Genomic DNA, 26,020 nt, shown 5'->3' with positions numbered 1-26,020 from the left:
ATGACGGCTGCCCTGACAATGGAACATGTCGACAGCGCCTATGGCCATGTGCAGGTGCTGCGCGGCTTCGATCTGGAACTGCGGCAGGGCGAGGTGCTTTGCCTGCTTGGCCGCAACGGTGCGGGCAAGACGACCGCGCTAAAAACGATCATGGGACTGGTGCCGGCAACCGCCGGGCGCATTCTGCTTGGCGATGTGGAGTTGAACAGTCTTGCCCCCCACGAGGTGCCGAAGGCTGGTGTCGCCTATGTGCCGCAGGGGCGGCGGCTGTTTTCCGAACTGACGGTGGGCGAGAACATCGAGATCGGTCTGATGACGCGCGGCAAGGGCGCTGCCACGCGCGACAGTGTGCTCGATCTCTTCCCTGTGTTGCGCGAGCGCCTGAAGCAGCGCTCCGGCACGCTTTCCGGCGGCGAGCAGCAGATGCTGGCCATGGCGCGGGCGCTGTGTCTGGAGCCGCAGGTGCTGCTTCTGGATGAGCCGACGGAGGGGCTGATGCCCTCCATGATCGCGCGCATCCGTGAAACGGTGGCAGGGCTGCGCGAGCGCGGGGTCTCCACCATTCTCGTTGAGCAGCGGGTGGATGCGGTGCTGCCGGTGGCGGATCGGGTCGCGTTTATCGAGAACGGTCGCAACCGCGAGACGGTGGATGTTGAGCGGCTGCGGGATGATCCCGAGATGGTGCACCGTTATGTGGGCGTGGGGTGACGCGGGACGTTGGCGCCTGGCTCCTGCCCCCATCACTCACACCAGCGTCACACCGGCCTCTTTCATCTTCGCAGTCATCGCTGCCAATGAGCCGCCGAGGTCGATGGCGCGGCAGCCTTCCATGATGACGGTGGCCTCAAAACCCTGCCGGCGCGCATCGATGGCAGAATAGGCAACGCAAAAATCCGTTGCGAGGCCGGCAAGCGTCACTCTGGTGATGCCGCGTTCGCGCAGATAGCCTGAGAGACCGGTCGGCGTTTCGTGATCGTTTTCGAAAAAGGCCGAATAGCTGTCGATCGCGCTGCGGAACCCCTTGCGGATGACAAGCTCTGCCTTGTCCCATGCCAGCCCTTCGTGGAACGCAGCGCCCCTCGTGCCCTGTACGCAGTGATCGGGCCAAAGGGTCTGCGTGCCATAGGGCATTTCGACCGTCTCGAACGGGGCCTTGCCCTGATGCGAGGAGGCGAAGCTGGAATGGCCGGCAGGGTGCCAGTCCTGAGTAAGCATAACATGATCAAAGCGCCCGATCAGCCGGTTGATGACCGGAACCACCGCGTCGCCGTCTTCAACGGCCAGCGCTCCCCCGGGGCAGAAGTCATTCTGCACATCAATCACGATCAGTGCCTCGTCGGCCATGCCCTGTCTCCCTCTCGCATGAAATCGCCGCGAAGGTGGACCGAATGTTCCCCTTTGACAAGCGTGCTGAGGAGCGTATCATTCGTATACAAACAAATTTGGGCCCCGCCGTCAGAGCATCAAGAAGGGCCTGGGAACAACATCGCAAGTGGCAGGCAGGCGCAGCATGGACTATGCCAGACCGACCGAACTGGAGGAGGCGCTCGGGCTCTTATGCACGAAGCGCTGGAGCATTCTTGCCGGGGGTACGGATTTTTATCCCGCTCTTGGCGCGGGCCCGCTGAGAAGCGACGTGCTCGACATCAACGGGTTATCCGCGTTGAGCGGTATTGAAGAGACCGAGACGCATTTCGTCATAGGCGCACGGACGAGCTGGAGTGCGGTGATCGGTGCGGCGCTGCCGCCCGCCTTCGACATGCTCAAACAGGCGGCACGGGAGGTTGGCTCGGTGCAGATCCAGAACACGGCGACGGTCGCCGGAAACCTGTGCAACGCCTCACCGGCGGCAGATGGCGTTCCGCCGCTTCTGGCTCTGGATGCAGAGGTGGAATTGCGGTCGGCAAAAGGTGCGCGCCATCTGCCGCTATCGGCCTTTATTCTCGGCAATCGCAAGACCGCGCGGGCGGATGATGAACTTCTCACCGCCATCCGAGTGCCCAAGGCAGCGACGCGCGGTGCCTCCGGCTTCGTCAAGCTGGGCGCGCGGCGCTATCTCGTGATTTCCATCGCCATGGCCGCTGCTCGGGTTGTGCCTGAGGGAGGGCGGATAGCGAAAGCCGCCATCAGTGTCGGTTCATGCTCTGCCGTGGCGCAGCGCCTTTCGGGGCTGGAAGCGCGGCTTGAAGGCGTCGAGAGGCCGGAGCTGCGCCGGACCGTGATGGACTACGCATTTCCGGAGCTTTCCCCCATCGACGATGTGCGTGGTACCGCTGCCTATCGGCGCGAAGCGGCGCGGGAGATCGTGATCCGTGCGCTTGAGCAGGCGTGGCAGGGCGCAGGGCGCAGCGAGGTGGCGGCATGAGCGGGAAAAGCCTTTCCTTATCTCTGGAAGTCAATGGCAAGTCGATCGTGACCGAGGTCTCTCCGTTGCAGCGGCTTTCTTCGGTGTTGCGTGACGAACTGGGCCTGACCGGCACCAAGGTCGGCTGTGACGCCGGTGATTGCGGGGCGTGTTCGGTGATGGTGGATGGCGCTGTGGTTTGTGCCTGCCTCGTGCCGGCAGCCGGTCTTTCGGGCAAAAGCGTGCGCACGGTGGAGGGGCTTTCAAATGGCAGCCTCTCGGCACTCCAGGAATCCTTCCTGCGCCACGGGGCGGCCCAGTGCGGGATTTGCACGCCGGGCGTTCTGGTGAGCGCGGCGGCACTTCTGGAGCAGAACCCGACACCGTCTGAGACCGAGGTGCAGGATGCGCTGGGCGGGGTTCTTTGCCGTTGCACCGGCTATCGCAAGATCATCGAGGCGGTGATGAATGCCAACCGCTCCGTGGGTGTCGATGCCAGCATGGTGGAGCAGGGTCATGCGGTTGGCGCCTCGCCGATCAGGCTCGATGGCGAGCGCAAGGTTAATGGAACGGAGATTTTCGGCGCGGATGAGCGACCTGCCGATGCGCTGTCGGTCGCGGTTGTGCGGTCGCCTCATTGGCACGCCGATTTCGAAATCGGCGACACGGAGGCGTTCATCGCCGCGCATCCGGGCATTGTCGCGGTTTTCACGGCAGCCGACATTCCAGGCGAAAATCGGTTTGGCGTCATCCCGCCTTTCGCCGATCAGCCGGCGCTGGCAGAGGGCCGGGCGCGGTTTCGCGGCGAGGCGGTGGCGCTGATTGCGGGCGAGCGCGGGGCAATCGAGGCACTCGATATGGATGCCTTCCCGATCCGCTGGCAGGAGCTGCCCCACGCGCTGACGCCCGATGAGGCGCGGCGGGAAGGCTTTGCGGATCTGCATGAGGGGCGGGCGGGCAACGAGCTGACACGAGGGTTCGTGGAATGCGGCGACCCGGAAGGCGCGCTTTCCAAAGCCTTTGTCTCTGTTTCGGGAGAGATAGAGACCTCCTATGTGGAGCACGCTTATATCGAACCGGAAGCGGGCTATGCGATGATGGATGGCGACATGCTGGTCATCAAGGCCTGCACGCAGGCGCCCTATATGGATCGCGACGACACGGCCAAGGTGCTCGGTCTGCCGCCGGAGAAGGTGCGCATCGTGCCGTTGGCGACGGGCGGCGGTTTCGGTTCCAAGCTTGACGTCTCCTTGCAGCCGCTGGTGGGGCTGGTGGCGCTCAAGACCGGGAGACCGGCGGCGATTGTCTATACGCGGGGCGATTCCATGCGCTCCACCACCAAGCGGCACCCGGCAACGATGCGCGCTTCGATTGCGGCGGATGAGGCAGGGCGCGTTACCGGCATGGTGTTTGAAGGGGATTTCAACACCGGGGCCTATGCAAGCTGGGGGCCGACGGTGGCGAACCGCGTTCCTGTTCACGCGTCGGGGCCCTATCGCACGCCGAATTATCGCGCCACGGGGCGGGCCATCCACACCAATGGTCCGATTTCGGGCGCGTTTCGCGGGTTCGGTGTGCCGCAGGCGACGATCATGCAGGAAACGCTCTATGACCGGCTGGCGGAAAAGCTGGGACGCGACCGGCTGGAATTCCGCATCGAGAATGCGCTTGCCGATGGGGATCGCACCACCTGCGGACAGGTTCTTTCTGGCGTCGGTATTCGCCAGTGTCTCGAAGCGCTGAAACCACACTGGGCGCGGGCGCAAGGCGAGGCAGAGAAAGCCAATGCGCGAGAGGGCAGGGTGCGGCGGGGCATCGGTGTCGCGTCGTGCTGGTATGGCTGCGGCAACACCGCGCTGCCGAACCCTTCAACCATTCGCGTGGGGATCACGGCTTCCGGTGCGGTGATGCTGCATCAGGGCGCGGTGGATATCGGGCAGGGCTCCAACACGGTGGTGACGCAGATCTGCGCCGATGCAAGCGGTCTGCCGCTCTCGGCGTTTCAGCTTGTGGGCGGTGATACGGGCCTGACACCTGACGCCGGCAAGACATCGGCCTCGCGCCAGACCTATGTGACGGGCAAGGCCGCGGAAAAGGCGGGGCGTGCCCTGCGTGAGAAGATCCTGCGCTTTGCCAATGTGTCAGAGGGGGCGGCTATCGCGCTGGAGGATGGCGCGCTGGTGATCAGCGAGGGGACGGAGCGCCGGCGCGTGGCGCTTTCCGATATTGAGGCCGACGCGCATGGCTATGCGTTTTCGGCGGAAGAGACCTACGATCCGCCCACGACCGCGCTGGACGAGAAGGGGCAGGGTGTTCCCTATGCGGTCTACGGTTATGGTGCGCAGCTTGTCGAGCTGGAGGTCGACACCACGCTTGGCACGGTGCGGCTCCTGAAGATCACCGCGGCGCATGATGTGGGCCGTGCGATCAACCCGCTTCTGGTGGAAGGCCAGATCGAGGGCGGTATAGCCCAGGGCATTGGCCTTGCGCTGATGGAGGAATACGTACCGGGGCGCACTGAAAACCTGCATGATTATCTGATCCCCACCATTGGCGATGTGCCGCCGATCGAAACGATTCTGGTGGAAGTGCCGGACCCGGAAGGGCCTTTTGGCGCCAAGGGGCTGGGCGAGCATGTGCTGATCCCCACCGCGCCGGCGATCCTCAATGCGATCCGCCATGCGGTGGGAGTAGAAGTTACGAAAGTGCCGGCTACGCCGAGCCGCATTCTGGCGGCGATCCGGGCACGGGAGAACGGGTGATGAACGAACTCACCGAGCGTTTTGAGGTCACGCCGCCGAAGAAGCCTTCGGACGAAAAGCTGCGCTGCGATGCCTGCCCGGTGATGTGCTATATCGCCGAGGGGCGCACGGGTGCGTGTGATCGCTATGGCAATTTCGACGGGCGCATTACCCGATGTGATCCGGTGATGATCCTTGAACATGCCGCCGAGGTGGGGGATGCCGTCGTCCCCTTTGAAGGCGAAGTGCCGTGGGATGGCGAATTGGTCAACACGAAGCGCCGCTTCGTGAGCGCGGTGGGCGCGGGCACCACCTATCCGGATTACAAGCCTGCCCCCTTCATCGTTTCGCAGGAGGTGGAGGGTGTCGATCTTGTCACGGTGGTGACGGAGGGCATCTTTTCCTATTGCGGGGTGAAGGTGAAGATCGATACGGATCGGCATCTGGGTCCTGAAGCGGCCACGGTGCGGGCGAATGGCGAGGCGGTGGGCCATGTCACCACCGCCGAATATGGCAGCCAGATGCTCTCGCTCGGCGGGGTGCATCACCTGACCGGCGGATCGAAGGCGGAGGGTCGCGTTACCTGCCAGGCGATGCTCGACCTGTGCAACAAGAAGCCGGTGGAGCTGACCATTGACGGGGGCGCGAGCGTCATCGTGCAGGCCGGTCAGCCGCCGGTGATCGACGGAACGCGTGAAGAACGCATGCGGGTGGGCTGCGGCTCGGCCACCATCGGCATGTTCGCTACCCAGTGGAAGGGGCTCGTGGACGAGGTCGTCGTGGTCGATGACCACATTACCGGTGTCGTCTCCGAGCATCAGGCGGGCAAGGTGATCGGCTGGGAGGATACCGGCATCAAGATCATCGGCCGCCGTTCCACGCCGGGGCGTTATTTCAAGGTGTCAGAGCCGGGGCTCGGATGGGGCGGGACGACCATTGACGACCCGCTCGATATTCTGGGACCCTTCAATGAGAAGAAGGGCGCGCGGCCGGGGCTCTCCCTGCTGATGGTTTCCACCACGGGCGAGCAGTTTGCCTATTACGAGCTTGATGAGGCGCTTCAGCCGGTCAAGAAGCCCTTTCCGGAGCGGCTGCGCAAGTCGGTCGACCTGATCGAGCAGAATTGCGAGCCGGCGCTGTGCACCGTGCTTTTCATGGGGGGAGCGGGGGGCAGCCTGCGCGCCGGCGTGACGGAGAACCCGGTCAATCTGACGCGCTCCGTTCAGGGCCTCAAAACCTATGTCACGGTTGGTGGAGCGCCGGTTTATGTGTGGCCGGGCGGCGGCATCACCATCATGGTGGATGTGATGCGCACGCCGGAAAATGCCTTTGGCTATGTGCCGACGCCGGCGCTGGTCGCGCCCATAGAATTCACGCTCAGGCGGGAGGATTACATTCGCCTTGGTGGCTATGCAGATGAAATCCGCAGCGTAGAGGACGTGCTGGAAAAGGGTGGCGAATATTTCAACCCGCGTGAGGCGCGGGGGGCTGTGGTTTCCAATCCCTGGCCACCGCTTCAGCAATTGCGCCGGGAACCGAAACGATGAGCGGTCCAACCGCCAGCTGGCTTGCCGATGGACGCCGCCTGCATTTGAACCACGGGCCCATCGATCTGATCGTCGAGGCCTTTGGCGACGAACAGGAGCGGCTTTTGGCCTACCGACAGGCGGTTGCGCGCTTCGAGACGATCCTTGACGAACTGGTGGCGGAACTACCGGCCCTGCGCAGTCCGGCTGGTGCGAGGCTCCGCCGCTTTTGCGGCTCCACCGCGCAGCGTATGGAAAGGGCGGCGCATGCGCATGTGCCCGCTTTCGTTACGCCGATGGCCGCTGTGGCCGGCAGTGTCGCCGATGAAGTGATGGCGGCACTTGTGAAAGACCGGGCGCTGGCACGGGCTTATGTGAACAATGGCGGTGATGTTGCGCTTTACCTGGCTGAGGGKGAGAGGCTGGACATAGCGATAGCAGGCACCGGCCATGGAATGGCTGATCGCATCGCGGTGCGCGCCAGCGATCCGGTCCGTGGAATTGCAACCAGCGGCTGGCGCGGCAGAAGCCATTCGCTCGGGATTGCGGATGCCGTGACGGTTGTTGCCCGCTCGGCGGCGGCGGCTGATGTAGCGGCGACGCTGATCGCCAATGCCATCGATCTGCCGGGACATCCGGCCGTGAAGCGTGCCCCTGCATACGAGATTGACCCGGACAGCGATCTGCGCAATCGCCTGGTGACACTGGCGGTGGGGGCGCTTTCTTGCGCCGATATTACGCTTGCCCTCGACAACGGGCTTGTCACCGCGCTGGCCATGCGTGAGCGTGGCCTTATTGAGGCGGCGGCTCTGTTCCTGAGGGGGGAAGCCCGAGAATGCGGTTCAATCACGCTGGAGATGCCAGCGCATTCGACCGCCCCTGCTAATTCTGACGTACAAAAAGGTTTCATCCATGCCTGAATTCACCCTGCGCAAAATTGCGCTTGTCACCGAAGAAATTTTTCACGAGGGCGGCCCGGCGCCCGCCGAGCCCCGCCGACGGGCGGCGGCTCTTGCGCTGGTCAGGAACCCTTTTGCAGGCGGATATGCCGAAGAGCTTGAAAGCGCGATGGAGGATCTGAAACCTCTCGGCCTCGATATGACAGACCGGTTGATCGCCGCGCTCGGGGGGGATGCTTCGGTGATCGATGGTTTCGGCAAGGGGGCGATCGTCGGCACCGATGGGGAGCTTGAACATGGCGCCCTCTGGCATGTTCCTGGCGGCTACGCGATGCGCGAACGGCTTGGTGATTCAAAGGCGATTGTGCCTTCGTCGAAAAAAGTCGGGGCTTTCGGTGCGCGCATAGACATCCCGCTCGGGCATATCAATGCTGCCTATGTGCGCAGCCACTTCGATGCGATGGAAGTGGGGTTGGCAGACGGCCCTCGTCCGGACGAGATACTGTTTGTGCTTGCCATGGCGTGTGGTCCGCGTATCCATGCGCGCATGGGTGGCTTGAAAGCGCAAGACGTGAAAGGTGAGGACGGCCTCAGATGAGTGTGGAACAGGGCAAGCTCAGGGTTCTGGCCGGCGGAAAGTCCGCCGATGCCTATGATCTGAGCGAGCAGGTCGGCTTTATCCTGCGCAAGGCCAACCAGCGCCATCTGTCGATCTTCGCTTCGCGCATAAGCGAGTTGACGCCGCCGCAATTCGCGGCTCTGGCCAAGCTTTACGAGGTGGGCGCCACCTCGCAGAACCAGCTTGGCCAGCTGGTGGCGATGGATGCCGCCACCATCAAGGGGGTCATCGACCGTTTGAAGGCGCGTGATCTGGTTGTGCTCAAACCGCATGGGCGCGACCGTAGGCGGCTTGTCGTGAGCCTGAGCGAGGAGGGCAGGACGCTGATCGAAGCGCTGCTCCCCGAGGCACTCGAGGTGAGCGAGGAAACGCTCGCACCCCTTACGCCGCGCGAGACGGCAACTTTCCTGCGCCTCCTGGCGAAACTTGCCGAGGGTTAGGTGCTAGAGCGGTTCATCGTTTCACGGAAACGCTGCTCGGTTCTATCTATCAGTTTTTCCGTATTCTTGCGCACGTCAGGTGATTCCACCTGACCACAAATTGCTCTACGGCCGGCTAACGGCCGGTCCGGGGCGCAGCATGGTCAGAAGCGCACCATAGGGCGCGAGCATCGCAAGCCCGATCAGGATCTTCACCGTGAAGTCGCCAAGTGCCAGTGATAGCCAGAGCGGTGCTTCAATGCCTGTGCCGAACAGCGAGACGGGGAAGGCAAGAGATCCATCCTCAAGGCCAAATGCCGTGTCGAGAAACGCGAAGCGCGCGGCAAATGCCAGCGAGAAAAACAACACGGTGTCGAGCATGGAGCCGATAAGCGTGGAGATCAGCGGTGCGCGCCACCAGGCGCTCCCGCGAAGCCTGTCGAAGACGGCCACATCGAGCAATTGTGCAAAGAGAAAGGCAGCACCCGAGGCGATGGCGATGCGCGGGCTCGCAAGCCAGATCGAAAGCACCACCGCAAGCAGGAAGCCGGACAGAACCACGCGCCGCGCGGCGGCAGGGCCGAAACGGCGATTCGTCAGGTCGTTGATCAGAAACGCCACCGGATAGGTGAACGCGCCCCAAGTGAGCAGATCGCCGAGACCAAAATGCTGAAATGGATACTGGACGAGAAAATTCGAGGCGGTGACGATAAACGCCATGGCGGCCATGAATGGCCAAATCGCATAGAGACGATGCATTTTTTTATCCTGGGTGATGGAACCAGAAAGCCCGCCAACGGCGCTTTTCACTCGGGCAGAAGCCCATTCATGATCTGCGCGGCCACGGCGGGCCAATGAATTTTTTGCCGAGCCGCAGCCATGCTGCGGCCGTGGCCTCAGGCTGCGGCCTGCTCGGCGATCTTCTTCTCGACCTGCTTCTTGAGCAGACGGGCGCGCTGGGAAAGCTCGTTGGCCTTCGCCTTGACGAGAAACGCGTCGAGACCGCCGCGATGCTCCACTGTGCGCAGGGCATTGGCGGAAACGCGCAGGCGCACGTTCTGGCCAAGAGCCTCGGACTGAAGCGTCACATGGCACAGGTTGGGAAGAAAGCGACGACGCGTCTTGTTGTTCGCGTGGCTCACATTGTTGCCGGTCATTACGGCTTTGCCGGTCAGTTCGCAGGCGCGGGACATTTCTCAAACCTTCATCGTCTTGGCCCGTCCATACCCAACTGCGCACCTGAAACTGGCGGCGCACTGTCGATTGTTGGCGGCCTTATGGAAAAAGTTGCCGTTCCATAGAGATATTTGGCGTGTGGGTCAAGCACCCTGCGACGCGGTTGGGTCAATCTCCATGGCCCTTTTCCAAAGATTTGCCTTATTATTCTTCTTTATGCAAGTGGAGGGACGCGCCGGCTTGTCGGCATGCTGGAGGGCACGGCTCGTGATGCGGCCTGCTATTGTTCGAATTTTTCTGGTGATCTTTCTTCTGGGCACAACCGGAAACGCCGGTGCTGAGGGCGGGGAAACGCACCGCTTTCAATACAGCGCATCGCTGTTCGGCATTCCCATCGGCAGGGCTGATTTCACAAGCAGGCTTGAAGAGAACCGTTTCGAGGTCTCGGGGCGTTTTGCAAGCGCGGGTGTGGCCCGGCTGTTTGACCGGACCGATGGGCGTGTCACGTCAAAAGGGCGGCTTTCCAGGCAGTCCGTCGTACCTTCTTTCTACGAACTCGCCTATACGAGCGGGAAGAAGCGGGAGACGACTTCGATCCAATACAAGAAGGGGCAGGTCGTGAAGACGGTGATAACGCCGAAGCCCAAGAAGCGCGGCAATGACTGGGTCGCCGTTTCGAAGGAGGATCTTACGGATGCGCTCGACCCGCTCTCGGCACTGCTCTCTCCAGCGAAAAGCGGCTCAGACGTCTGCAAACGCCGTTTCAAGGTTTTTGATGGTGAAATGCGCGCTGACATCGTCTTTTCACCTGCCGCCAAGGGTGAGCGTGTCGGACGCGACCTGATCACCTGCAAGGCGCGGTTCATTCCGATTTCCGGCTACCGGAAGGGGCGGTCCACAATCGCTTTCCTGCGCGACAAGGCTCGTATACTGGTTTCTTTCAAACCGCTTGGCTCGCGTGGTCATCACACGCCCGTTCAGGCGCAGATCGCAACCAAGATTGGCACGGTTTATATTCAGGGTCGGCCAGTCGACTAGAACAGTCATCAAGGGGAGGAGCAATTGGCGCGTGCCACGCTGATCGGGTTCACGGCGGTCGTCATGTGGGCGCTTCTGGCGCTTTTCACGGCTGGTACGGGAAAGGTTCCTCCATTCCTTCTTTCCGCACTGTCCTTTTCGGTGGCCACGCTGATTGGCCTTGTGATGCGGGTCGCTGCTCCGTCGGACGGACCTGCAGAACCTGTGCCGCCGGTGGTGTGGCTCATCGGTATCGCGGGGCTTTTCGGCTATCACTTCTTCTACTTCACGGCGCTGCGTAACGCGCCGGCGGTGGAGGCGAGCCTGATCGCCTATCTATGGCCATTGCTGATCGTGCTTGGCTCGGCGTTGATGCCGGGTGAACGGCTTGGCTGGCATCATATCGCGGGCGCGCTTCTGGGGCTTGCGGGTACGGCGCTTATCATCACCAAGGGCGGTGGGTTCAGCTTTGAAAGCCGCTATGCGCTTGGTTATGCGGCAGCGGGGGCCTGTGCTCTTTTCTGGTCTGGCTATTCGCTTCTCTCGCGCCGGTTTGACGCCGTGCCAACCAGCATTGTCACGTGGTTCTGCGCGGCAACGGCTGTGCTTTCAGCGCTCTGCCATCTCGGGCTGGAGGAGACCATCTGGCCGGCTTCAGCCGGGGAGTGGCTAAACGTGCTTGGCCTAGGTCTCATGCCGGTGGGGGCAGCGTTCTATGCATGGGATTACGGGGTCAAACGCGGCAACATTCAGGTGTTGGGCGCGGCAAGCTATGCCGCCCCGCTTCTTTCGACGCTGATCCTGATTGCTGCAGGCGCTGCAGAGTCAACGGCAAACATCATCGCCGCCTGCCTTCTGATCACGTTCGGTGCCGCCCTTGCTGCAAAGAACATGATCCTGAAGCCGCGCCGGCAGCAAGCCGGTGCGGCATCGTAATATCAGGAAATATCCTTGCGCTTCCTGATCTCGGCAAAGACTGCTTCGTCGCTTGCATCCTCCATGCCGAGATTGCGGCGGATGATCGGGTCGTGCCAGCGCAGGAAGGGGTTTGTCGCCATCTCCTTGCCAATGGTCGTGGGCAGGGTAGGCCGGCCTTCGCTGCGAAGACGCGAGATTTCCTTCGCGCGTTCCCTGAGCGCGGAGTTGGTCGGATCCACCGTCAATGCGAAGCGGGCATTGGTTTCGGTGTATTCATGGCCGCAATAGACGACCGTTTCCAATGGAAGTGCGACCAGCTTTCGGAGTGAGGCCAGCATCACGGGCGGCTTGCACTCGAAAAGACGACCGCAACCGAGCGCAAATAGCGTATCGGCGGTGAACACGATGCCGGCATCGGAGAAATGGTAGCTCACATGGCCTGCCGTGTGCCCGGGGGTCTCGATCACCGTGGCGCTCTGTTTTCCGATAGAAATCGTGTCGCCTTCGCTGACAGTGCGATCTATGCCGGGTATGCGGTCGGCTTCTGCAGCGGGGCCCGTGATGGTCAGGCCAAAGCGCTCTTTCAGGGCGAGGTTTGCTTCCACGTGATCCGGGTGATGATGCGTGGTGAGAATCATAGTCGGCCGCCAGCCCGTGCGTTCAACGGCCGAAAGGATAGCGCGTTCTTCCGGCGCATCGATCAGGGCTGTTTCGCCAGTTTCGCTGTCATGGGCCAGAATGCCGAAATTGTCGCTTCGGCACATGAACTGTTCAATTTCGAGGGCCATGGGTCTCTCCGTTATCGGGCGGACGATAGGGCGAGGGCGCCGGCTTGTCACGCCGGGTGCGACAATTCTTGCCGGTGTCGTGGAAGGGGGGTACCGTCGCAACCATGATTTCGGACATCGTCGCGCTTCGCGCCTTCTACTCTTCCCTGCTTGGTCGTCTGGCCGAGCGTTCTCTCGCCATGGCGCTCTCGTCGATCTGGTCAAAGAGCGCCAGTGAACGGCTGGTGGGCCTTGGCTACACATTGCCCTGGCTCGACCGCTTCGGTGCAGATGCTGAGCGCGCATTCGCGTTCATGCCGGCCATGCAGGGGGCAGTTCCGTGGCCCGTGGGGCAACCCTCAACCACCGCGCTGGTGTTCGAGGAGGAACTGCCGCTGCCTGACTCCTCGGTAGACCGGGTTCTCATGATTCATGCGCTGGAGCACACGGAAAATCCGCAACAGGCGCTCCTGGAAATCTGGCGGGTTCTGGCGCCGGGTGGCCGCCTCGTCATCGCGGTGCCCAATAGGCGAGGCATGTGGGCCCGGTTCGAGAACACCCCCTTTGGCACCGGGCGGCCTTATTCGCGCACACAGCTTGCGGAGGCGCTGCGCGAAGCAAATTTTACTGCGACGGCCTGGGGCGATGCCCTGCATTTTCCCCCCTCCGAGCGTCGTTTTGTGCTGCGGCTTCATCAATTGCTGGAACAGGCGGGACGACGCTTCTGGCCGATTTTTGCCGGTGTTCTTGTGGTGGAGGCTGAAAAACGCCTCTATCAGGGCCTGCCAGTGACAGCCCGCGCATCGCGCCGCGTTTTTGTTCCGGTTCTTTCACCGCAGGGTGCCACGCGTGTCGGCGCGATCCGGCGTAATCAGGAAAGGGAGTGCTGATTGATGGCGATGAATACCCGGATCTCCGAATTGTTCGGTATTGAGCTACCTGTTCTTCTTGCGCCGATGGCGGGATCCGCCGGGTCGGAACTCGCCATCGCGGTGAGTGCGGCGGGCGGGCTTGGCGCTTTGCCCTGCGCAATGCTGACGCCGGAAAAGATCCGCACCGAAATGGGGGTTATCCGCCAGCGTACAGACAGGCCGGTCAACATGAATTTCTTTTGCCATGTGCCGCCAATGCCTGATGCAAAGCGCGAAGCGGCTTGGCGCGAATGCCTGCGGCCGTACTATTCCGAATTCGGCATAGATCCCGACGCCGCGCCTGCCGGTGCGGGCCGAAATCCCTTTAACGAGGAAAGCTGCGCCATCGTTGAAGAGTTTCGTCCAGAGGTGGTAAGCTTTCATTTCGGCCTGCCAGACGCTCTCTTGATGCAGCGTGTGCGCGATGCGGGAGCGAAGATAATCGCTTCTGCCACGACTGTCGCCGAGGCGCGTTTTCTAGAGGAGAACGGCTGCGATGCCATCATCGCCCAAGGCGTGGAAGCCGGAGGCCACAGAGGCGTTTTTCTTGAACCGGATATCGCCACGCAGCCGGGAACACTGGCTCTGGTACCGCAGGTGGTCGATGCGGTCTCTGTTCCGGTCATCGCTGCCGGGGGCATTTCCGATGGTCGGGCGGTGGCCGCCTGCTTCGTGCTTGGCGCGTCTGCCGTTCAGGTGGGGACGGCCTATCTGCAATCGCCGGAGGCGCTTACCAGTCAGGGGCATCGGGATGCGCTGGCGCTGGCACGGGATGATCGCACCGTTCTTACCAATGTATTCACGGGGCGTCCGGCCCGGGGTCTGCTGAACCGCTTCGTCAGCGAAGTGGGACCCATGAGTGACAAGGCTCCGGCATTCCCTCTGGCCACAGCAGCGGTGGGTCCATTGCGCGCTGCTGCCGAGAAGGCGGGCGTGAGTGATTTTTCGCCGCTCTGGGCGGGACAGGCGGCCGCTCTGGCCGCTCCGATACCGGCTGGCGAACTGACCGTCAAATTGGCCCGCGATGCCGAGAAACTCCTTCGAGGATAACGTTTACCCCGGGGGTAATTGGTTTCATTCGGAAGGCACTCCAATGTGCTCTCGAACAGTGTTTGAGAGAAGGGTGTCGCCCAATGCAAGCCTACGCAATCGGTCATCTTCGCAATGTCGTCATCGGCTCGGCCATTGTCGAGTATCTGGAACGTATCGATGAAACGCTGGAGCCGTTCGGCGGGCATTTCATCATCCACGGTGCGCCGCCGGACGTGAAGGAAGGAAACTGGGAGGGCGACCTGATCGTGATCGCCTTCCCCAGTCGTCAGAACGCCGACGACTGGTATGCATCGTCAGCTTATCAGGCCATCAAGCGCTTGCGCAGTGACCATTCGGACGGCGACGTCCTGCTGGTCGACGGGGTCGATCCTGGCCATAAAGCAAGCGATATTCTGACCTCATCATAAGAGTGGCGAACTGCGCCTGACCTGGAAGGTTTCAGAATTCGACCCTGAAACCGCCAGAGAGCGTGACGGAACGGAATTCAAGACCTGCACCATCCTGAAATGCCTCGACTGGTGCGCCGGAAGCGATTTCGTAAATCCGCCCGTCGCCGATTTTGCTGAAGTGTTGCTCGAAAGTTCCGGCGAGAAACAGATTGGTATTTTCGGTGAGGCTGTACTCCATCCGCCCGGATAGAGAAACAAACGGCAGCATGCCGAAATCCTCACGGAAACGCAGGTCGCGCTGCCAGTGGTGATCCTCGTCCCTGACTTCGAAATTGAGGCCGCCACGAGCCTGCAGCGCAAGGGTCCAGCCATTGTGTCTAGTGGTGGCTTCCGCTCCGAGGAAAACACCCGGAAACTGTTGCTGATAAGAGATGCCACGCACATTGTCGGGAAAACTTCCTATGTCGTCGCGAAAGCCCGCTTCGCTGTAAACATACGAACCACCATACGAAGTCCATTTGACATCCGTGTATTTAAAGCCGCCATGCAGGTTGAGGATTACTGTATCCCTAATCTCGAAATCCCGTCCGAATGCGATATCGCCTGTGAAATAATGGTCCAGCTCGGTTTGGGGATGGATCGAACGGTCACTCCAGTCATTGAAGGTGTAGCTGGGTGCTGCATCGAGCCAGTCGTAGTCCTCCATCCGGCTATCTCCGGAGAATCCCACTGTTGCGCTTGCTTTCAACGTCCAGGGTCCGGCGAACCGCGCTTCTAAAGTGCCCGTTATGACAGGAGCTTCGCTTTCCCAATAAAGCGCGCTGATGCGGTTTCCAGCAGTATCGTAAACGATCTCTTCAGCCTGGAGAAAGGTGTACCCCACGCCTCCAATGAAGGTGATGTCGCCGCTATCTGATAACACCACCTGGGCATCCTGCAGCCTTCCGTCCGCGGCGAATGAATTTCCCGTTAAAGTAGAAAATACGAGAACCGAAGCCGAGATAAAGTTGCGCGTCATTCATAGCTTCCTATGAGAATATGATAAATTATAACTAAAATACAATGATTTAAGGTATCTCAGAAATCACTTTAGGTCGCAAGGGAGTGCAAGCAGGAATTGTTAAATCCCTCCTTGGTTCCTATGCGATAGATCTCGCTGTGGGCATGCAAGCCAACCGAAGACCGGCAAGCAGCGCCTTATCGCGTGATGAGGTCAGCGCTGACCGATCTGTTCAAGCTCATAAGGCGTCGACTGGTAGACCTGATTGATCCAGTTTCCGAAGAGCAGGTGCGCGTGCGAGCGCCAGCGGTTGAGCGGCGGGCGGCTTGGATCGTCATCAGGGTAATAACCGTGCGGGACCGCAACCTCGGTTCCTGCTGCAACATCGCGGTCGTATTCCTCCTTGAGCGAGGTGGAATCGTATTCGATGTGATTGAACATATAGAGCCGATTGCCGGTTTCTTCTGTCAGGAGACAGGGACCGGTGACATCCGATTCCATGAGCACCTGAAGGCCACGGTCGGTGGGAATGTCTGAAGAGCGGACTTCTGTCCACCGTGATACCGGGATGGCGAAATCGTCTGAGAAACCGGCCAGAAACGGCGACGCGGGGGCGTTGTTGCGGTGCCGGAAGACACCGAAAGCCTTCTTCTCAAGCGTGTATTTTGGAATGCGGTGGAAATGCCAGGCAGCCGCCATGGCTCCCCAGCAGATGTAAAAGGAGGAATGGACGTTGGTCAGCGTCCAGTCCAGTATTTCTTCCAGCTCTTTCCAGTAGGTAACTTCCTCGAAAGGCAGAAGTTCAATGGGCGCACCGGTTATGATGAAACCGTCGAACTTGCGGTCCCGGACTTCCTCCCAGGTCTGGTAGAAGGAAATGAGGTGTTCCTCCGGTGTGTTCTTGGCGCGGTGGTTGCCGATGCGCACGAGGGTCAGCTCCACCTGCAGAGGTGAGGCGCCAATCAGACGGGCGAACTGGGTTTCGGTCCGGATTTTGTTGGGCATGAGATTGAGGAGCCCGATCTGCAGAGGGCGGACGTCCTGCCGCAGGGCTGTCTGCTCGTCCATCACGGACACACCTTCACGCACGAGCACGTCGCGGGCGGGAAGCTGGTCGGGTATTTTGATCGGCATCGTTTTGCTCCAACAAAAAAGACCGGTGGCGAAATCGCGACCGGTCTCAGCAAATTCTGCTTCGCACGGCCTTTTAGCGAATTGTTTTACGTGGCTGCAAGCCGACCGGCCAAATCACCACGAAGAGAGACCTTTATTTAGGATGGTGTTTTCTTTGCGTCAATCGTCGTCATGGTCTAAAGCAACGGACGGATTTTCTACGCAAGGGTCGAGGATCCGATCAACCGATTTTCAAAACAGGACCATTCAATGAGCACGTCCGTCCGTCCCGAACCGAAGCCCGGTGTCATGGATATCGCCGCTTATGTGCCCGGCCGTGAAAGCGCCCCGGGTGCAACAAAGGTGTGGAAGCTCTCCTCGAACGAATCTCCGCTCGGGCCCTCGCCCGCGGCTGTCGAGGCGATTTCCAAAGCGATGGGGCATCTGGAACTTTATCCGGACGGATCTGCCACGAAGTTGCGTGACGCCATTGCGGAGACGCACGGGCTCAACCCGGCCAACATTCTTTGTTCCAACGGATCCGATGAGTTGCTGGGTCTGCTTGCACAGACCTATATCAAGCCCGGCGACGAGGCGGTTTTCACCGAGCACGGATTCCTTGTCTACCGTATCCAGACGCTGGCTGCCGGGGGTACGCCGGTGGTGGTGAAGGAGGACAATGAGCGCGCGGATGTCGATGCCATTCTCGCGGCGGTGACGGACAAGACGCGCATTGTGTTCCTGGCCAATCCGAATAACCCGACCGGGACGTATCTGCCGGTGGACGAGGTGCGCCGCCTACAGGCGGGCCTGCCCAAGAATGTTCTTCTGGTGCTCGATGCGGCCTATGCCGAGTATGTGCGCCGCAACGACTATGAATCGGGTATCGAGCTGGTTTCTTCCTGCGAGAATGTCGTGATGACGCGTACCTTCTCCAAGATCCATGGAATGGCGGCGCTGCGCATCGGCTGGATGTATGCTCCGGTGCATGTGGTGGATGCGGTGAACCGGGTGCGCGGTCCGTTCAATGTCAATGCGCTGGCCATCGAGGCAGGTGCCGCGGCGATCCGCGACAAAGCTCATGTGGAGCGAGCCGTTGCGCACAATGAGACGTGGAGTTCCTGGCTGGTCGACGAACTCGTCAAGCTTGGTCTCAGGGTCACGCCCAGCGTCGGTAATTTTCTGCTGATTCACTTCCCGGACAATGGAGGCAAGTCCGCGGCTGATGCGGACGCTTTCCTTGGGTCGCGCGGCTATATACTGCGCAGGGTGGTGCCTTATGGTTTCCCCAATGCATTGCGCCTGACCGTCGGCCCGGAAGAGGCCAATCGCGGCGTTGTTGCCGCGCTCAAGGATTTCATGGAAAGTTGAGTTGTGCCTGACCCACTTTTTGAAAAGATCGCGCTGGTCGGCATCGGCCTGATCGGTTCCTCGCTGGCGCGAGCCATCAGGCATGGCGGTCTTGCATCAACCGTCGCGATTTCGAGCCGGAGCGAAAAGACCCTCTCCAGAGCGCGCGAACTGGGATTGGGCGATGTCTATGAGCAGGGTGCGGCCGAAGCAGTGCAGGATGCCGATCTGGTGATCGTCTCGGTCCCCGTGGGGGCTTCCGGGGCGGTGGCGGAAGCCATCGCGCCCGGGTTGAAACCGGGCGCGATTGTCACAGATGTCGGCTCCACCAAGGCGTCGGTGATTGCGCAGATGCAGCCGCACCTGCCTGACAGCGTCCACTTCATCCCCGGGCACCCGATCGCGGGTACGGAAGATTCTGGTCCTGATGCCGGTTTCGCAGACTTGTTTGAAGGGCGCTGGTGCATTCTGACACCGCTTCCCGATACCGATTCCGATGCGCTCTCGCGTCTGACGGCGTTCTGGGAGCGGTGTGGTGCCATGGTCGACAGCATGGACCCGCAGCATCACGATATGGTGCTTGCCATCGTCTCGCACCTGCCGCACATCATCGCCTACAACATCGTCGGCACAGCGGACGACCTGGAAGCGGTCACCAAGTCGGAAGTCATCAAATACTCGGCCTCCGGATTTCGTGACTTCACGCGCCTTGCAGCCTCCGACCCGACCATGTGGCGGGATGTGTGTCTGCACAATAGCGATGCCATTCTGGAGATGCTCGCACGCTTTTCCGAAGATCTTTCCGCGCTTCAGCGCGCGATCCGCTGGGGCGATGGCGATAAGCTCTTTGAGATGTTTACGCGGACACGTGCGATACGGCGGTCCATCATCGAGGCAGGTCAGGATATCGACGTGCCGGACTTTGGCCGGCACGCACTGGCGCATCCCGAGAAGTCGTAAGCGTCACTGGACGGGCGGGATCGACCCAAGCGGCAGAAAGCCGACGAAAACGCGACCCTGGCGAATGTTCACCGGCAGGGTCGGTGCCGTGCCGAGATTGGCGAGCCCTGCCGTTATTCCAGCGATCTCGTCGCGCCTGTCCGGCAGAATCTCGCCAACGAGTTGCGCAATCCTCTCCGGCTCGTTGACCGTCACGCGCAGTTCGGCATCGACGAAACCGTTATCTGCGATGCGGATCGGCCCTTTTAGCATGAGGCCCGAATCTCCGCCCGCGATCTTCAGGCTGAGATTTTCAATTTTCCCCGAGCGCCCACGCAATCCGGTCGCCTCGATGCTGGCCAGTGACACACCGTTTTCGACGGTCAGGAGCAATTCGCCATCGATCGCCGGGATCGCGCTGCCGTTTGTGAGCCCTGGATCGATTGTAAAAGCCTGCGCAATGAGGGCGATGTCGAGATCGCTTCCGTTTTGTCTTGTGTGGCCCTGAAGCGCTTCTGCACGGGCAATGGGCTGGCGGCTCTCGTCATCGAGTGTCAGGACAACATTTCTTGCCTCACTGGAGATGCGTTCGGGCAGGCTTGTCGTCAGGCGCGCGCTGACGCGCATGTTTTCCCAGCTCGCTTCGAGGGCCGGGAGATAGGGTGTTGCTATGCGGGCAGGTCCATCAAGCTCGCCGACCGTGCGCATTGGCTGGTAGACCTGTGCTGCGGAGCGGAAGGCACCGGCGCTGACCGAAACACCGCTTTTTGCGTCTTCGTAGAAGACGCTTCGGCAGAACAGACCGATGCGGAACGGATAGCCACGCGCTGTGGGCTCTTCGCAGTTTGCGCGCTGGTGGCCGACGTTCAAATTCTCGATTGCCGTGATGGTGCGTCGTTCCAGTGTGTCCGCAGCGTAGAACCAGACGCCCGTATAAGTCAGGATCGCCAGAACGATGAAAAGCGCAAACAGAATGAAGCGGCGACTGAAGCTGCGCCTGGCGCGTTTTCTTGACGGCATGTGGTCCTCCGGTTAACCCGTTCGCCTCTAGTCATGGCGACACGGCAGCACCCTTTCAAGCATTGGGCAGGCGATATGGACGATTTTTGGGTCTTTGGCTACGGATCGCTGATGTGGCGCCCGGGTTTTGCTCACGTCGAAACCTGCAAGGCGAGACTATACGGCTATCGCCGCGCTCTGTGCATTTATTCCCATGTTCATCGTGGCACCCCGGATCGCCCGGGGCTAGTCCTCGGGCTCGACCGGGGCGGATCCTGTCTGGGTCTTGCCTTTAGGGTTCCAGGCGAGCTCGAAGGAGAGGTGATCGGTTATCTGCGCGAGCGGGAGCTTGTCACGAATGTCTATCTGGAACGCCGGGTCGGTATCCGCTTGGCAAACGGGACCTCGGTAACCGCGCTTACCTACGTGGTTGATCGCAGGCATGGCCAGTATGCCGGCAGTCTCGACATCGACCATGCGGTGCAGCAGGTTCGCGCATCCATAGGGCAATCAGGACCCAATGTGGATTATGTTCGCAACACCGTGGAGCACCTGAAGGCACTGGACATTCGCGATTACTGGCTCGAAGCTGTGGCTGCGCGCCTCGACGAGACGGCGAGTTTACTTTAGCGCAGCCGGCTTTCACCGGCTTCCTGTAAAATGCCCAAATCCCTCAGGCGCTGGCGAGCGGTTTCAGGAAGTGGCGGCGGGTTGGGGGAAGTGGCCGCCTCGGCCAGCATCTCGTCGCAGGCGGCTTCGGTTTCCCTGACCAGGCGTTCTTGGAACACCTCACGGGGAAGCCCGGCCTCGATAGGCGGCAAAAAACGGGCACGGATCACGCCTGGATGGCGGAGAAACTTGCGCCGGGGCCAGAAGAGTCCCGCAGCGTGCGCGACCGGCACCACGGGGACGCCAAGCTGGGCATAGAGTTCAACAATGCCGTATTTGTAGGCTGGCTCGGCACCCGGCGGACGGCGCGTGCCTTCCGGATAGATGATGAGCTGACGGTTGTCCTGCATCAGCTCGTGAGCCGATTTAACAGCTTGTTTCAGCGCTTTGGTACGGCTGCCGCGATTGATCGGGATCATGCGCATCTTGGCCACATACCAGCCGAAAAACGGGATCCAGACCAGCTCCCGCTTCAGAATATAGAGTGCGTCGGGAATGTTTGGCAAAAAAGCGATCGTGTCCCAGAACGACTGGTGCTTCGGGGCAATGATGCAAGGGCCGTCGGGCAGGTTTTCAAGGCCCGTGATCTCGGATCGTGCACCCGTGATGACCCTTTGCAACCACAGGCTGGAAGCGGCCCAGAATTTTGGCACGAACCAGGCCTTCTTGCGCGGCAAAAGAAAAAACAGCGGAGTCCAGAATAACATCTGAACGATGAGGTTCAGATAGAAAACGGCGTTGAAAACGGCAGAACGGATAAAGAGCATGAAGTTGGCCCGTTGGGTGTCTTGCGAGGCTCTTACATTAACAGAACAGTGAGGCAAAGCGCTGATGGGGTCAGTCGTGGCGTGCCGTTGCTTTCGTGAGTTTCGCGGGGGCGCTCATGCGGGTGTTTCTGGGTAGCGGAATAACCTCGCGGACAAGTGCGCCGACATACTTGGTGTATTCGGTTGCAAGCACCCGTAGCGCATCGGGTTTTGCCAGCCAGGCGCCGTTATCGAGCGGGGTGTTGACGACGGGATATGGGTGGACCTCCGAATCCGGCAGGAGGCGCTGCATTTCGAGGAGGCTGCGCGGCATGTGATAGTTGTTCGTCACAAGGATAATGCTGTTGTAGGCGTTTGCCTGAACCCATTTGGCACTTTCCTCGGCGTTGCCAATTGTATCGAGTGCGGCGTGGTCGATATCGACGCAGCAATCAAAGAGAGCCGCTTCGCTACCGGTCGCGATGCGCAGATCGTCCGCTCGTGCCACGGGGTTTACACCGCTTATCAGAAGCCTTTTCCCCTTGCCGGCCTTGAGCAGGCTTACCGCTGCATCAATGCGCGATTGTCCGCCGGTCAGAACGATAATGCCATCGGCATCGTCGATATTGCGCGGGGCCGAGAGGTGTCCAATATGATCGGCGAATAACCCAAAGCCGGCAATGAATGCAGAGGTTGCAACAAGGCAAACCAAAAGAGCCACCCGGACCACACGGCGCATGCCAAACCGGCTGCCGCGTGGCGGAGGCATTCCCGGGCCGTCGAGGCCGCTCTGGCGCTCTTGTCTCATGGTGTGATGGTTAGCCATAAATTGCGGCAATGGATAGTCGACGAGATACTGGTCAACAAGCGATAGCCGCATTCTCTCTACATGCTGCCGAGCCCTACATGCTGTCGGGATGAGTGCTGTCCACGTTTTTCAGATAGGATAGCACGGTGACATGGGTGGTCGCTGCCGTCAGAACAGCAATAACGACGACGATGGCACCAACCCCGATATAACCCGAGGGGCCGATCGCGAAATTTCCGAAAAGCGCATTCGCCTGATCGGCTTCCGGGGTGGCCATGTTCCGGGAAGACCACCAATAAAAGCCGATGAAAACGAGAATTGCGCCGATTCCGCCAGCCGCTGCACCCTTCATGCCGGCGAGCAGGAAGTGGCGCCGGAACTGGGAGGCGATGAACGGCGCTTCTGCGCCGACGAAATGCAGCACCTCGATAATGTGGCCGTTTCCTGCCATGGCACCACGGGTGGCGAAGATCACAGTAAGGGCAGTGGCCGAAAGCATGAGTGCGAGGGCCGACATGCCGATCGTTACCGTGGTTCGGGCCATAGCGACCAATCGATCGACCCATGTACGATGGTCGTCCAGGGTGGCGTTTGCCACGGTCTCCTGCAACTGCGAGCGCATGGCGGCAAAATCGGGACGCGACAGAGGATCGATGGTAACAATCACCAGTCGCGGCACGGGGAGGCTCTCGATGTCGAGACCGGTGCCAAGCCATGGCTCCAGAAGACGGGCGGTGGCTTGAGCATCGACGACAGTCGCATCGATGACCCCGGGATAGCCTGCGGCAATATCGCGCGCCTGGGCCAGTGCGGATGCCATGTCGAGCCCTTCCTCGGGCTTGATCTGGATCGTCGCCTCGCGGGCGATCTGCGTCTGCCAGGTTGCCGCCGTATCCCGCACGAGGGTTACCGCGCCCAGCGTGAGACAGGACAGAAATGTCATGATCGCTATGACAAGAACCATGGCGCGGCCGGCCACATTGTCCGGAGGCACGATAGGCATCTGCTTGCGAGAGACCGCCCCGCGCGCGCCGGAACTGAGGCGCGCGCCGAGATTTTTCAGGAGGCGCTTGGTCTCAGTCATAGATTTCGAGCCTTCCGCCGGACAAAACCATGCGGCGTGCGTCCACCTGATCCATCAGGCCGAGATCGTGGGTGGCGATGAGAACGGCGGTGCCGAGACGATTCAACTCGATAAGAAGCCGAAGCAGGCGGCGAGCCAATTGCGGATCCACATTGCCGGTCGGCTCATCGGCCAGAAGGATCCGTGGCTGCTCAATAAGCGCACGGGCTATGGCTGCGCGCTGCTTCTCTCCGCCTGAGAGAATGGGAGGCAGCACATGCATGCGTTCACCCAGTCCCACCCATTTCAACAGCTCGATTACATCGCTGCGATAAGTGGATTCCTCCCGCCCGCGTACACGCAGAGGGAGCGCTACGTTCTCGTAGGTGGTAAGATGGTCAAGCAGACGAAAGTCCTGGAACACGACGCCGATATTGCGCCGGAGGAGCGGTAGTTCGGTTCGCGTGATCGCGGAGCGATCCTTCCCGAAAATGGTGATTAGCCCGCGTGTCGGCTTAAGAGACATGAAGAGCAGGCGAAGCAGCGTTGTTTTGCCGGCACCGGAAGGGCCGCTGAGAAACTGGAAGGAACGTTCGGGCAGGTGGAAGGAGACGTCACGGAGAATTTCCGGACCCATCCCATATCTATGGCCGACATTTTCAAATCGAATCACGTGGAACCTGCGTTCTGTGAGTGGCGGACGCTGCCTGGACGCATGCTGCCAGACCATCAACCCGCATGGTTAATAGCAAGTTAACTCTTGCTTGATATGCGTGATGGCGAAGCATTAACCATTTCCATTTACCCCGGAAAGGTGGATCACGAAAGGACAGTCTGCCTGCATGAGGCACTCTGACAGCACACGCCCCGTTTCGGGTGAAATCATGATGCCCGACCCGGTGCGGCACGCGCAGCCCCTGGGCGCGGCAGCGTGTGAGGCGGTTGATGCAGACTTCGAAACAGTTATTGCTGCCGCCCCCACCACCCCTGCGTCTGTGTCCAGGCCTTCGACCGAACAGGTTGTGGCAGGGCTCGATATGCTCAGAACAGGCGGTCAGAGCGCGCGACAGAAGAACTCACGTGCCGGGCCGGCCTTCTGGTTGTTCGGGGCCCTGATCACGGTCGGAGCCTTCTGGATATCCGGAGGGCACAGCCTTGTTCGGGAACTGAATGTTCTTGCATCCCATCAGCCTCAACAGGTTCTTCAGCTTGTCGATGTGACATCACGGGTGGAGCGGCAGGGAGACAATGCCATGCTCATCGTTGACGGGGCCGCACTCAACGGTGGCGATGGTCTCGTGCTGCTTCCGCCGATCTCGATCAACGTTCTCACGGAAAACGGCTCGACAACGCGCTATTTTTTGGGGACAAACACCCAGCATCTCGGTCCGGGCGCGCGCTTTCCCTTCTCCAGTCGGCTTGTCGCGCCTAGGGAAGGGATCAAGTCCGTCTCTGTGACGTTTCATACGTCATAGATCATCTGGTTTCGCGGTTCCGGGTAATGAGAATCACCGGAAGTGCCCTGACAGGAGTTCGCCGCCCATGCCTGTTGTTCGCGGCAAGGAGATCGAGGTTTTGTTTTCAGCCTCGACGATCGCCAGGCGCAATCTGGAACTCGCCAAGGACATCGCTTCGCGCGATTATGACGATCTGCTCGTCATCTCCGTTCTCAAGGGGTCATTCATCTTTGCGGCGGATTTGATCCGCGCCATGCACGATGTCGGCATTTCGCCGGAAGTGGAGTTCATCATGATCTCCAGCTACGGCGCCGGAACGGAAAGCGGCGAGATCAAGGTGCTGCGCGATATCGATAATGATGTGAGCGGCCGCGACGTGCTGCTCATCGACGATATTCTGGAATCGGGAAAGACGCTCAAGCATACGCGCGAATTGATGCTTTCGCGGGGAGCCAAGTCGGTTTCAATCGCTGTGCTTTTGGACAAGCATTCGCGGCGGCAAACGGAAGTCGATGCCGACTTCGTCGGCTTTGAATGCCCGGACTACTTTGTGGTCGGTTACGGAATGGACGTGGCCCACGCTTTTCGTGAGTTGCCTTTTGTCGGTGTCGTCAAAGGCGATGCCAATAGTGATAGCTGAGCGGCAATATTTTAGACAAGTGATGGCTGGCTCGTTTACCGAAGCGTAATCGGATCAGGTGAAAACAGGCCATGGCTAAGCTTTTGATCGTCGAGGACGATGAGTCCGTCCGTAATTTTACCGCCCGCGCGTTGAGTGCTGCCGGTCACACCGTGGAAACCGCGGGTGACGGTCTTGAGGGACTTGAGAGGATCAATGCCACGGCGGGAAACTACGACCTCGTCCTTTCGGATATCCGTATGCCGGCAATGGACGGCATTGAGATGGCACGCGCCGTCGCAGACGCGTTTCCTGGACTTCGGCTGCTTCTCATGACCGGCTACGCGGACCAGCGCGAACGGGCGGTCGAGCTCGAAGGCACAGTCTCGGGTGTGGTGAACAAGCCTTTCACGCTGAGTGAGCTGCGCCAGCGCGTTGGCGAAGCACTTGCTGCCTGACCGTCCAGGTTAGGCAAGGC

29 protein-coding genes and 1 riboswitch are annotated in these 26,020 nt (G+C 60.5%); of the genes, 18 read left to right on the top strand and 11 right to left on the bottom strand.

Features of this window, described 5'->3' with window-relative positions:
- Nucleotides 1-708, top strand: coding sequence for an ABC transporter ATP-binding protein (locus tag HF949_RS00395; protein WP_065818189.1), 708 nt, complete (start codon nt 1-3; stop codon nt 706-708).
- A 36-nt stretch (nt 709-744) separates the two neighbouring features.
- Here HF949_RS00395 and pncA read toward each other — a convergent pair whose 3' ends face one another.
- Entirely contained in the window at nt 745-1,344 is a 600-nt protein-coding gene (gene pncA / locus HF949_RS00390) for a bifunctional nicotinamidase/pyrazinamidase (RefSeq protein ID WP_292897534.1), read from the bottom strand.
- A 166-nt stretch (nt 1,345-1,510) separates the two neighbouring features.
- Here pncA and HF949_RS00385 point away from each other — a divergent pair, with 166 nt between their 5' ends.
- Genes HF949_RS00385 through HF949_RS00360 form a run of 6 tightly spaced genes read left to right on the top strand, consistent with a single transcriptional unit; the run spans nt 1,511 to nt 8,569 of the window.
- Nucleotides 1,511-2,365 carry an FAD binding domain-containing protein gene (locus HF949_RS00385; protein WP_292897532.1) on the top strand — a complete coding sequence of 285 codons (855 nt, stop codon included), beginning with the start codon at nt 1,511-1,513 and terminating at the stop codon, nt 2,363-2,365.
- Nucleotides 2,362-5,106, top strand: a complete 2,745-nt coding sequence (locus HF949_RS00380) for a molybdopterin-dependent oxidoreductase (RefSeq protein ID WP_292897530.1) — start codon at nt 2,362-2,364, stop codon at nt 5,104-5,106. The genes HF949_RS00385 and HF949_RS00380 overlap by 4 nt, the downstream gene beginning before the upstream one ends.
- Nucleotides 5,106-6,632: a 6-hydroxynicotinate reductase gene (locus HF949_RS00375; protein ID WP_292897528.1), complete on the top strand. Its 1,527-nt coding sequence runs from the start codon at nt 5,106-5,108 to the stop codon at nt 6,630-6,632. The genes HF949_RS00380 and HF949_RS00375 overlap by 1 nt, the downstream gene beginning before the upstream one ends.
- Nucleotides 6,629-7,531: a UPF0280 family protein gene (locus HF949_RS00370; protein WP_292897526.1), complete on the top strand. Its 903-nt coding sequence runs from the start codon at nt 6,629-6,631 to the stop codon at nt 7,529-7,531. The genes HF949_RS00375 and HF949_RS00370 overlap by 4 nt, the downstream gene beginning before the upstream one ends.
- Nucleotides 7,524-8,108, top strand: coding sequence for an amino acid synthesis family protein (locus HF949_RS00365; protein ID WP_292897524.1), 585 nt, complete (start codon nt 7,524-7,526; stop codon nt 8,106-8,108). Before HF949_RS00370 ends, HF949_RS00365 begins: the two co-directional genes overlap by 8 nt.
- The gene (locus tag HF949_RS00360) at nt 8,105-8,569 is read left to right on the top strand and encodes a MarR family winged helix-turn-helix transcriptional regulator (protein ID WP_292897522.1); all 465 of its coding nucleotides are present in this window, start codon (nt 8,105-8,107) and stop codon (nt 8,567-8,569) included. Before HF949_RS00365 ends, HF949_RS00360 begins: the two co-directional genes overlap by 4 nt.
- Before the next feature lie 105 nt (nt 8,570-8,674).
- Here HF949_RS00360 and HF949_RS00355 read toward each other — a convergent pair whose 3' ends face one another.
- Together HF949_RS00355 and rpmB are read right to left on the bottom strand one after the other, a co-directional pair.
- Nucleotides 8,675-9,307, bottom strand: coding sequence for a queuosine precursor transporter (locus HF949_RS00355; protein ID WP_292897520.1), 633 nt, complete (start codon nt 9,305-9,307; stop codon nt 8,675-8,677).
- Nucleotides 9,308-9,444: 137 nt separating this feature from the next.
- Complete coding sequence (gene rpmB / locus HF949_RS00350; RefSeq protein ID WP_007010112.1) at nt 9,445-9,741, bottom strand: 50S ribosomal protein L28; 297 nt, start codon at nt 9,739-9,741, stop codon at nt 9,445-9,447.
- Nucleotides 9,742-9,994: 253 nt separating this feature from the next.
- On the opposite strand from rpmB, the gene HF949_RS00345 reads away from it, so the two are divergent.
- Both HF949_RS00345 and yddG read left to right on the top strand, forming a co-directional pair.
- Complete coding sequence (locus tag HF949_RS00345) at nt 9,995-10,762, top strand: DUF3108 domain-containing protein (protein WP_292899953.1); 768 nt, start codon at nt 9,995-9,997, stop codon at nt 10,760-10,762.
- 24 nt (nt 10,763-10,786) lie between these two features.
- Nucleotides 10,787-11,677, top strand: a complete 891-nt coding sequence (yddG, locus tag HF949_RS00340; protein WP_292897516.1) for an aromatic amino acid exporter YddG — start codon at nt 10,787-10,789, stop codon at nt 11,675-11,677.
- 2 nt (nt 11,678-11,679) lie between these two features.
- Here the strand turns inward: yddG and gloB are convergent, their stop codons facing one another.
- Entirely contained in the window at nt 11,680-12,447 is a 768-nt protein-coding gene (gene gloB, locus HF949_RS00335) for a hydroxyacylglutathione hydrolase (protein WP_292897514.1), read from the bottom strand.
- A 104-nt stretch (nt 12,448-12,551) separates the two neighbouring features.
- Between gloB and HF949_RS00330 the strand changes: the two genes are divergently transcribed.
- From HF949_RS00330 to HF949_RS00320, 3 genes are all read left to right on the top strand, one after another.
- Nucleotides 12,552-13,316 (top strand): class I SAM-dependent methyltransferase, encoded by a 765-nt coding sequence (locus HF949_RS00330; RefSeq protein ID WP_292897512.1) that lies wholly within the window; start codon nt 12,552-12,554, stop codon nt 13,314-13,316.
- 3 nt (nt 13,317-13,319) lie between these two features.
- Nucleotides 13,320-14,387 carry an NAD(P)H-dependent flavin oxidoreductase gene (locus HF949_RS00325; protein WP_292897510.1) on the top strand — a complete coding sequence of 356 codons (1,068 nt, stop codon included), beginning with the start codon at nt 13,320-13,322 and terminating at the stop codon, nt 14,385-14,387.
- An 83-nt stretch (nt 14,388-14,470) separates the two neighbouring features.
- A complete protein-coding gene (locus tag HF949_RS00320; RefSeq protein ID WP_292897508.1) occupies nt 14,471-14,797 on the top strand; it encodes a DUF1330 domain-containing protein in 327 nt (108 codons plus the stop codon).
- A gap of 31 nt (nt 14,798-14,828) precedes the next feature.
- Here the strand turns inward: HF949_RS00320 and HF949_RS00315 are convergent, their stop codons facing one another.
- Both HF949_RS00315 and metA read right to left on the bottom strand, forming a co-directional pair.
- Nucleotides 14,829-15,797, bottom strand: coding sequence for an omptin family outer membrane protease (locus HF949_RS00315; RefSeq protein ID WP_292897506.1), 969 nt, complete (start codon nt 15,795-15,797; stop codon nt 14,829-14,831).
- A 195-nt stretch (nt 15,798-15,992) separates the two neighbouring features.
- Nucleotides 15,993-16,913, bottom strand: a complete 921-nt coding sequence (gene metA / locus HF949_RS00310; RefSeq protein WP_292897504.1) for a homoserine O-acetyltransferase MetA — start codon at nt 16,911-16,913, stop codon at nt 15,993-15,995.
- Between the two features lie 53 nt (nt 16,914-16,966).
- Nucleotides 16,967-17,044: riboswitch (SAM riboswitch) on the bottom strand.
- A gap of 118 nt (nt 17,045-17,162) precedes the next feature.
- Here metA and hisC point away from each other — a divergent pair.
- Nucleotides 17,163-18,263: a histidinol-phosphate transaminase gene (hisC, locus tag HF949_RS00305; protein WP_292897502.1), complete on the top strand. Its 1,101-nt coding sequence runs from the start codon at nt 17,163-17,165 to the stop codon at nt 18,261-18,263.
- A 3-nt stretch (nt 18,264-18,266) separates the two neighbouring features.
- Nucleotides 18,267-19,202: a prephenate/arogenate dehydrogenase family protein gene (locus HF949_RS00300; protein WP_292897500.1), complete on the top strand. Its 936-nt coding sequence runs from the start codon at nt 18,267-18,269 to the stop codon at nt 19,200-19,202.
- A gap of 3 nt (nt 19,203-19,205) precedes the next feature.
- Here the strand turns inward: HF949_RS00300 and HF949_RS00295 are convergent, their stop codons facing one another.
- Nucleotides 19,206-20,201 (bottom strand): DUF2125 domain-containing protein, encoded by a 996-nt coding sequence (locus HF949_RS00295; RefSeq protein WP_292897498.1) that lies wholly within the window; start codon nt 20,199-20,201, stop codon nt 19,206-19,208.
- Between the two features lie 75 nt (nt 20,202-20,276).
- On the opposite strand from HF949_RS00295, the gene HF949_RS00290 reads away from it, so the two are divergent.
- Nucleotides 20,277-20,810, top strand: a complete 534-nt coding sequence (locus HF949_RS00290; protein ID WP_292897496.1) for a gamma-glutamylcyclotransferase — start codon at nt 20,277-20,279, stop codon at nt 20,808-20,810.
- On the opposite strand, the gene HF949_RS00285 is transcribed toward HF949_RS00290, so the two are convergent.
- From HF949_RS00285 to ftsE, 4 genes are all read right to left on the bottom strand, one after another.
- Entirely contained in the window at nt 20,807-21,616 is an 810-nt protein-coding gene (locus HF949_RS00285) for a lysophospholipid acyltransferase family protein (RefSeq protein WP_292897494.1), read from the bottom strand. The genes HF949_RS00290 and HF949_RS00285 overlap by 4 nt on opposite strands.
- 70 nt (nt 21,617-21,686) lie before the next feature.
- On the bottom strand, nt 21,687-22,403 hold the full coding sequence (locus HF949_RS00280; RefSeq protein ID WP_404934418.1) for a YdcF family protein: 717 nt from the start codon (nt 22,401-22,403) through the stop codon (nt 21,687-21,689).
- A 94-nt stretch (nt 22,404-22,497) separates the two neighbouring features.
- On the bottom strand, nt 22,498-23,487 hold the full coding sequence (locus HF949_RS00275; RefSeq protein ID WP_292897492.1) for a cell division protein FtsX: 990 nt from the start codon (nt 23,485-23,487) through the stop codon (nt 22,498-22,500).
- The gene (gene ftsE, locus HF949_RS00270) at nt 23,480-24,139 is read right to left on the bottom strand and encodes a cell division ATP-binding protein FtsE (RefSeq protein WP_223021660.1); all 660 of its coding nucleotides are present in this window, start codon (nt 24,137-24,139) and stop codon (nt 23,480-23,482) included. Before ftsE ends, HF949_RS00275 begins: the two co-directional genes overlap by 8 nt.
- A gap of 169 nt (nt 24,140-24,308) precedes the next feature.
- Here ftsE and HF949_RS00265 point away from each other — a divergent pair, with 169 nt between their 5' ends.
- The 3 genes from HF949_RS00265 to HF949_RS00255 all read left to right on the top strand — a co-directional run bounded on the left by HF949_RS00265 (nt 24,309) and on the right by HF949_RS00255 (nt 26,000).
- The gene (locus HF949_RS00265; RefSeq protein ID WP_292897486.1) at nt 24,309-24,941 is read left to right on the top strand and encodes a hypothetical protein; all 633 of its coding nucleotides are present in this window, start codon (nt 24,309-24,311) and stop codon (nt 24,939-24,941) included.
- Nucleotides 24,942-25,008: 67 nt separating this feature from the next.
- Nucleotides 25,009-25,563, top strand: a complete 555-nt coding sequence (hpt, locus tag HF949_RS00260) for a hypoxanthine phosphoribosyltransferase (RefSeq protein WP_292897484.1) — start codon at nt 25,009-25,011, stop codon at nt 25,561-25,563.
- 71 nt (nt 25,564-25,634) lie between these two features.
- On the top strand, nt 25,635-26,000 hold the full coding sequence (locus HF949_RS00255; RefSeq protein ID WP_292897482.1) for a response regulator: 366 nt from the start codon (nt 25,635-25,637) through the stop codon (nt 25,998-26,000).
- Nucleotides 26,001-26,020 lie beyond the last annotated feature (20 nt).

Origin of the sequence: Nitratireductor sp., assembly GCF_017794765.1 — a bacterium.
Classification (GTDB): domain Bacteria; phylum Pseudomonadota; class Alphaproteobacteria; order Rhizobiales; family Rhizobiaceae; genus Nitratireductor.
This window is presented reverse-complemented; position numbering and strand designations above follow the sequence as displayed.

Excerpts from the sequence above, each read along its gene's own strand:
- HF949_RS00395 (WP_065818189.1), top strand. The coding sequence starts at position 1 with ATGACGGCTGCCCTGACAATGGAACATGTCGACAGCGCCTATGGCCAT.
- pncA (WP_292897534.1), bottom strand. The coding sequence starts at position 1,344 with ATGGCCGACGAGGCACTGATCGTGATTGATGTGCAGAATGACTTCTGC.
- HF949_RS00385 (WP_292897532.1), top strand. The coding sequence starts at position 1,511 with ATGGACTATGCCAGACCGACCGAACTGGAGGAGGCGCTCGGGCTCTTA.
- HF949_RS00380 (WP_292897530.1), top strand. The coding sequence starts at position 2,362 with ATGAGCGGGAAAAGCCTTTCCTTATCTCTGGAAGTCAATGGCAAGTCG.
- HF949_RS00375 (WP_292897528.1), top strand. The coding sequence starts at position 5,106 with ATGAACGAACTCACCGAGCGTTTTGAGGTCACGCCGCCGAAGAAGCCT.
- HF949_RS00365 (WP_292897524.1), top strand. The coding sequence starts at position 7,524 with ATGCCTGAATTCACCCTGCGCAAAATTGCGCTTGTCACCGAAGAAATT.
- HF949_RS00360 (WP_292897522.1), top strand. The coding sequence starts at position 8,105 with ATGAGTGTGGAACAGGGCAAGCTCAGGGTTCTGGCCGGCGGAAAGTCC.
- HF949_RS00355 (WP_292897520.1), bottom strand. The coding sequence starts at position 9,307 with ATGCATCGTCTCTATGCGATTTGGCCATTCATGGCCGCCATGGCGTTT.
- rpmB (WP_007010112.1), bottom strand. The coding sequence starts at position 9,741 with ATGTCCCGCGCCTGCGAACTGACCGGCAAAGCCGTAATGACCGGCAAC.
- HF949_RS00345 (WP_292899953.1), top strand. The coding sequence starts at position 9,995 with ATGCGGCCTGCTATTGTTCGAATTTTTCTGGTGATCTTTCTTCTGGGC.
- gloB (WP_292897514.1), bottom strand. The coding sequence starts at position 12,447 with ATGGCCCTCGAAATTGAACAGTTCATGTGCCGAAGCGACAATTTCGGC.
- HF949_RS00330 (WP_292897512.1), top strand. The coding sequence starts at position 12,552 with ATGATTTCGGACATCGTCGCGCTTCGCGCCTTCTACTCTTCCCTGCTT.
- HF949_RS00325 (WP_292897510.1), top strand. The coding sequence starts at position 13,320 with ATGGCGATGAATACCCGGATCTCCGAATTGTTCGGTATTGAGCTACCT.
- HF949_RS00320 (WP_292897508.1), top strand. The coding sequence starts at position 14,471 with ATGCAAGCCTACGCAATCGGTCATCTTCGCAATGTCGTCATCGGCTCG.
- HF949_RS00315 (WP_292897506.1), bottom strand. The coding sequence starts at position 15,797 with ATGACGCGCAACTTTATCTCGGCTTCGGTTCTCGTATTTTCTACTTTA.
- metA (WP_292897504.1), bottom strand. The coding sequence starts at position 16,913 with ATGCCGATCAAAATACCCGACCAGCTTCCCGCCCGCGACGTGCTCGTG.
- hisC (WP_292897502.1), top strand. The coding sequence starts at position 17,163 with ATGAGCACGTCCGTCCGTCCCGAACCGAAGCCCGGTGTCATGGATATC.
- HF949_RS00295 (WP_292897498.1), bottom strand. The coding sequence starts at position 20,201 with ATGCCGTCAAGAAAACGCGCCAGGCGCAGCTTCAGTCGCCGCTTCATT.
- HF949_RS00290 (WP_292897496.1), top strand. The coding sequence starts at position 20,277 with ATGGACGATTTTTGGGTCTTTGGCTACGGATCGCTGATGTGGCGCCCG.
- HF949_RS00285 (WP_292897494.1), bottom strand. The coding sequence starts at position 21,616 with ATGCTCTTTATCCGTTCTGCCGTTTTCAACGCCGTTTTCTATCTGAAC.
- HF949_RS00280 (WP_404934418.1), bottom strand. The coding sequence starts at position 22,403 with ATGAGACAAGAGCGCCAGAGCGGCCTCGACGGCCCGGGAATGCCTCCG.
- HF949_RS00275 (WP_292897492.1), bottom strand. The coding sequence starts at position 23,487 with ATGACTGAGACCAAGCGCCTCCTGAAAAATCTCGGCGCGCGCCTCAGT.
- HF949_RS00265 (WP_292897486.1), top strand. The coding sequence starts at position 24,309 with ATGAGGCACTCTGACAGCACACGCCCCGTTTCGGGTGAAATCATGATG.
- hpt (WP_292897484.1), top strand. The coding sequence starts at position 25,009 with ATGCCTGTTGTTCGCGGCAAGGAGATCGAGGTTTTGTTTTCAGCCTCG.
- HF949_RS00255 (WP_292897482.1), top strand. The coding sequence starts at position 25,635 with ATGGCTAAGCTTTTGATCGTCGAGGACGATGAGTCCGTCCGTAATTTT.